The following is a 4,279-nucleotide window of genomic DNA, read 5'->3' as shown; positions in this document are numbered from 1 at the left end:
AAACCGCCGAATTTTTAGCCCAGCAAGGCATCAATGCCTTGCCCTACCACGCAGGCATGGACTACGCCACCCGCAGCAAGCACCAGAAACGGTTTTTGCGCGAAGAAAGCATCGTCATGGTCGCAACAATCGCCTTCGGCATGGGTATCGACAAGCCCGATGTGCGCTTCGTCGCCCATCTGGATTTGCCCAAAAGCATCGAAGGCTATTATCAAGAAACCGGTCGCGCCGGACGCGACGGCGGCCCCGCCAATGCCTGGATGGCCTACGGCCTGCAAGACGTGGTCCAACAGCGCCGCATGATCGACGAATCCGAAGCCGCAGAAACCTTCAAACGCGTCCTCGGCGTCAAGCTCGACGCCATGCTCGGCCTATGCGAAACCCTGCATTGCCGCCGCGTGCGCCTGCTCGACTATTTTGGTCAAGAGTCCAGCCGTTGCGGCAATTGCGATACCTGCATGAACCCGCCGGTCTCATTCGACGCCACGGTCGTCGTCCAAAAACTGCTCTCCACCATCTATCGCGTCGATCAACGCTTCGGCGCCATGCACGTCTTAGACGTGCTGCGCGGAATCGACTCCGACAAAGTCAAACAATGGCGCCACAACGATTTATCCACATTCGGCATCGGCAGCGACCGCAGCGAGCAAGAATGGCGCGCCATTTTGCGTCAATCGATCGCGTTAGGCTTAGTCAGCGTTGATTCCGAAGCCTACAACGCCCTCAAACTCACCGACGCCGCCAAACCAGTCCTGCGCGGCGCACTGCAAGTCCAGTTGCGCGAATATCAAAAACCCGTCAAACAAAAACGCGCCAGCACCAGCAAGCCCAAAGGCTATGTTGAGTCCGATTTATCGAGCGCCGAGCAGGCGATATTCGACAAACTGCGCTGGTGGCGGGTCGAGACGGCGCGCAAACACAACGTTCCCGCGTATGTGATTTTTCATGATGCAACGATGCGAGAGATCGCCAAAGCGCAGCCGGGGTCGCTCGATGATTTACGCGGTGTGAGTGGGGTAGGGGAGAAGAAGCTGGAGACGTATGGGGCGGAGATTGTGGCGTTGATTGCGGAGATGTCGTAGTCCTGTCGTGTGTAGGGTTATCCGAAGCAGGGCCGGAAATGAAGAAAGCTCCCCTGAGGGAGCTTTCAAATACGCGAGGAACTCTCTTGGCTATTCCACTCCTGGTGGAACCACAGAGATCTGTGGCGGCGCTTAGCTTACTTCAACCCTCGCTAGCAGCTAAACCTTTCCGATCTTTTGGACTTTAGCAAGCTTTCGGTAATTACCTATGCGGCTTCGGTGAGGAGACTATACGCATAAATGCGCAATTTTCCTTCTCTGCCTTGATTTTGCGCAGGCGTTCAAATACAAAATACGCTTTTTTCTAAGATCAACTGATGCAGTCAGCATGGGAATGTTTACTTGCTTGAGAAATCCGAAAGATTTTGCAATCCCCAGGTAGATATCTATTTGAGAATTACTTTCTGCCGTAACTGCACCATTAATACCCAAAATCCCCTCTGTGGATAGTACTTATCAGACACAGTATTCATACCAAATACGCATAAGTCCAACCCTCCAGTCTGCTAAAATTAGCCTCCTTTCAACAGACTAATCAGAGGCAGCAGCGTATGGATTCGATGATCGATAAAAAAGAAGAACTCCGCTTAGAATTACGCCAGGCTGCACTCGAATATCACGAGTTTCCGACTCCCGGCAAGATCAGTGTTACCGCGACCAAAACCTTAACGACGCAACGCGATCTGGCGCTGGCGTATTCACCCGGCGTAGCTGCTGCTTGTGAAGAAATCGTCGCTGATCCGGCCAACGCCTTCCGCTACACAGCGCGCGGCAATCTGGTCGCCGTCATCACCAACGGTACAGCCGTGTTGGGCCTCGGCAACATTGGTCCGCTGGCCTCCAAGCCGGTGATGGAAGGCAAGGGCGTGCTGTTCAAAAAATTCGCCGGTATCGACGTCTTCGATATCGAAATCAACGAAACCGATCCAGACAAACTGTGCGACATCATCGCCTCTCTGGAACCAACTTTCGGCGGTATCAACTTAGAAGACATCAAAGCGCCGGAATGCTTCGAAATCGAACGTAAATTGCGCGACCGCATGAAGATTCCGGTCTTCCATGACGATCAGCACGGCACCGCCATCATCGTCGGCGCAGCCATTCTTAATGGCCTCAAAGTCGTCGGTAAAGACATCAAACAATGCAAAATGGTCGTCTCCGGCGCAGGTGCTGCGGCGCTGGCCTGTCTCGATCTGATCGTTGATCTGGGCTTCCCGATTGAAAATATTTTTGTCACCGATCTCGCAGGAGTAGTCTACGAAGGCCGGGTCGAGTTGATGGACCCCGACAAACTGCGCTTCGCCCGTAAAACCGAAGCTCGCAAACTTGCCGATTTGATGCCCGGCGCAGATATTTTCCTCGGCCTGTCCGCTGGCGGCGTGCTCAAGCAAGACATGGTCAAGGCAATGGGACCGCGTCCGTTAGTGTTGGCGCTGGCTAATCCAAATCCTGAAATTCTTCCTGAAGATGTGCTCGAAGTACGCGATGACGTCATCATGGCGACTGGCCGTTCGGACTATCCAAATCAGGTCAACAACGTTCTGTGTTTCCCCTACATTTTCCGTGGCGCACTCGATTGCGGCGCAACCACCATCACCCGTGAGATGGAAATCGCCGTCGTGCACGCGATTGCTGATCTGGCGCAAGCCGAGCAGTCCGACGTTGTCGCCGCCACTTACGGCATCGCCAATATGTCGTTCGGCCCCGACTACATTATCCCTAAGCCATTCGATCCGCGTCTGATGATCAAGATCGCGCCAGCCGTGGCAAAAGCGGCTGAAGCCTCCGGCGTTGCATCGCGTCCGATCAAAGACATGGAAGCCTACACCGAGCGTCTGCAACAGTTCGTCTATCACAGCGGCACTTTCATGCGTCCGATGTTTCAGATCGCCAAGAAAGCCCCGGCTGCCAAAAAACGGATTGTCTTTGCCGAAGGTGAAGAAGAACGCGTCTTGCGGGCTGTCCAAATCGTAGTCGATGAAAATCTCGCCAAGCCGATTCTGGTTGGCCGCCCAGCTGTGCTCCAACAACGGATCGAACGGTTTGGTTTGCGTCTTAAACTCGATGTCGATTTTGAAGTCATCAATCCTGACTTCGATGAACGCTATCGCGATTACTGGCAGACATTCCTGGCCATGACCAAGCGTCATGGTGTGACCGAGCAATACGCCAAGCTCGAAATGCGTCGTCGCCACACACTGATTGGCGCGATGGCCATTCACAAGGGTCATGCCGACGGCATGATTTGCGGTACCTACGGCACCCACGATTTACATCTGACCTACATCGACAAAGTATTAGGCCGTCGTGAAGGCGTTACCGTCTATGCCGCAATGAACGCCTTGATTTTATCGAATCGTCAATTGGTGTTAGTCGATACCCACGTCAACGAGAATCCAACGGCGGAACAACTTGCCGAAATCACGATTCTGGCAGCGGAAGAAATGCAGCGTTTCGGCATCAAGCCACACGCAGCCTTGCTATCGCACTCCAACTTCGGGTCCAGCAATAGCGCTTCTGCGCAAAAAATGCGCAAGGCGTTAGCGATTGTGCGTGAACGTGCACCGGATCTGGAAATTGATGGTGAAATGCACGGCGATACCGCGCTGGATATGAGTTTGCTGAAAAAAGTGATGCCGGATTCGCCGTTGAAAGCGGAAGCGAATTTGGTGGTGATGCCGAATATTGACGCTGCCAATATTGCCTATAACTTGCTGAAAACGACTTCTGGTAACGGTGTTGCCGTTGGGCCGATTTTGCTTGGTTGCGCTAAGCCGGTGCATATTTTGACGCCGTCGGCTACGGTGCGGCGGATTGTGAATATGACGGCGTTGTGTGTGGTGGATGCTATTTCGGAGCGTTGATTGGGTGGTAGAAAATAGGTTGTGATACGGCTGTTATCAGCTCGCATAGTCGTTGTAGAAGAGTCCGGTTTTTTCGCCTTGTATTTTGCGGAAATCCGGGCTTTTTTTATTGGCTCGGCTTGTTCGGTCGGTCGTCGTTGTTGAATACGTTTGCTACTCCGTTGATGCTTGCCGGGGGCGGCCCGGCAGCCGGTCACTTTCTTTTGCTTCGCCAAAAGAAAGTAACCAAAGAAAAGGCGACCGCAGATGCCGCTGCCCCTGCGGGGTCCCCAAATTTCCCTACCGCCAGCCGGGTCTGATGACCAACTCGCTACGCTCAAACATGTCATCAGC

Annotated in this window: 2 protein-coding genes; both read left to right on the top strand. The window is 53.5% G+C overall.

Annotated features, from left to right (window positions below; translation table 11 throughout):
* On the top strand, positions 1-1,082 hold a 1,082-nt coding region (locus ACVBEF_RS20725), incomplete at its 5' end, for an RQC domain-containing protein (RefSeq protein ID WP_447125797.1).
* Positions 1,083-1,633: 551 nt separating this feature from the next.
* Positions 1,634-3,946 (top strand): NADP-dependent malic enzyme, encoded by a 2,313-nt coding sequence (locus ACVBEF_RS20720; protein WP_447125796.1) that lies wholly within the window; start codon positions 1,634-1,636, stop codon positions 3,944-3,946.
* Positions 3,947-4,279 lie beyond the last annotated feature (333 nt).

The sequence above is a fragment of the Glaciimonas sp. GG7 genome (assembly GCF_052976905.1).
Note: the sequence above shows the minus strand (reverse complement) of the source record. Positions and strands in the feature narration are given on the sequence as shown.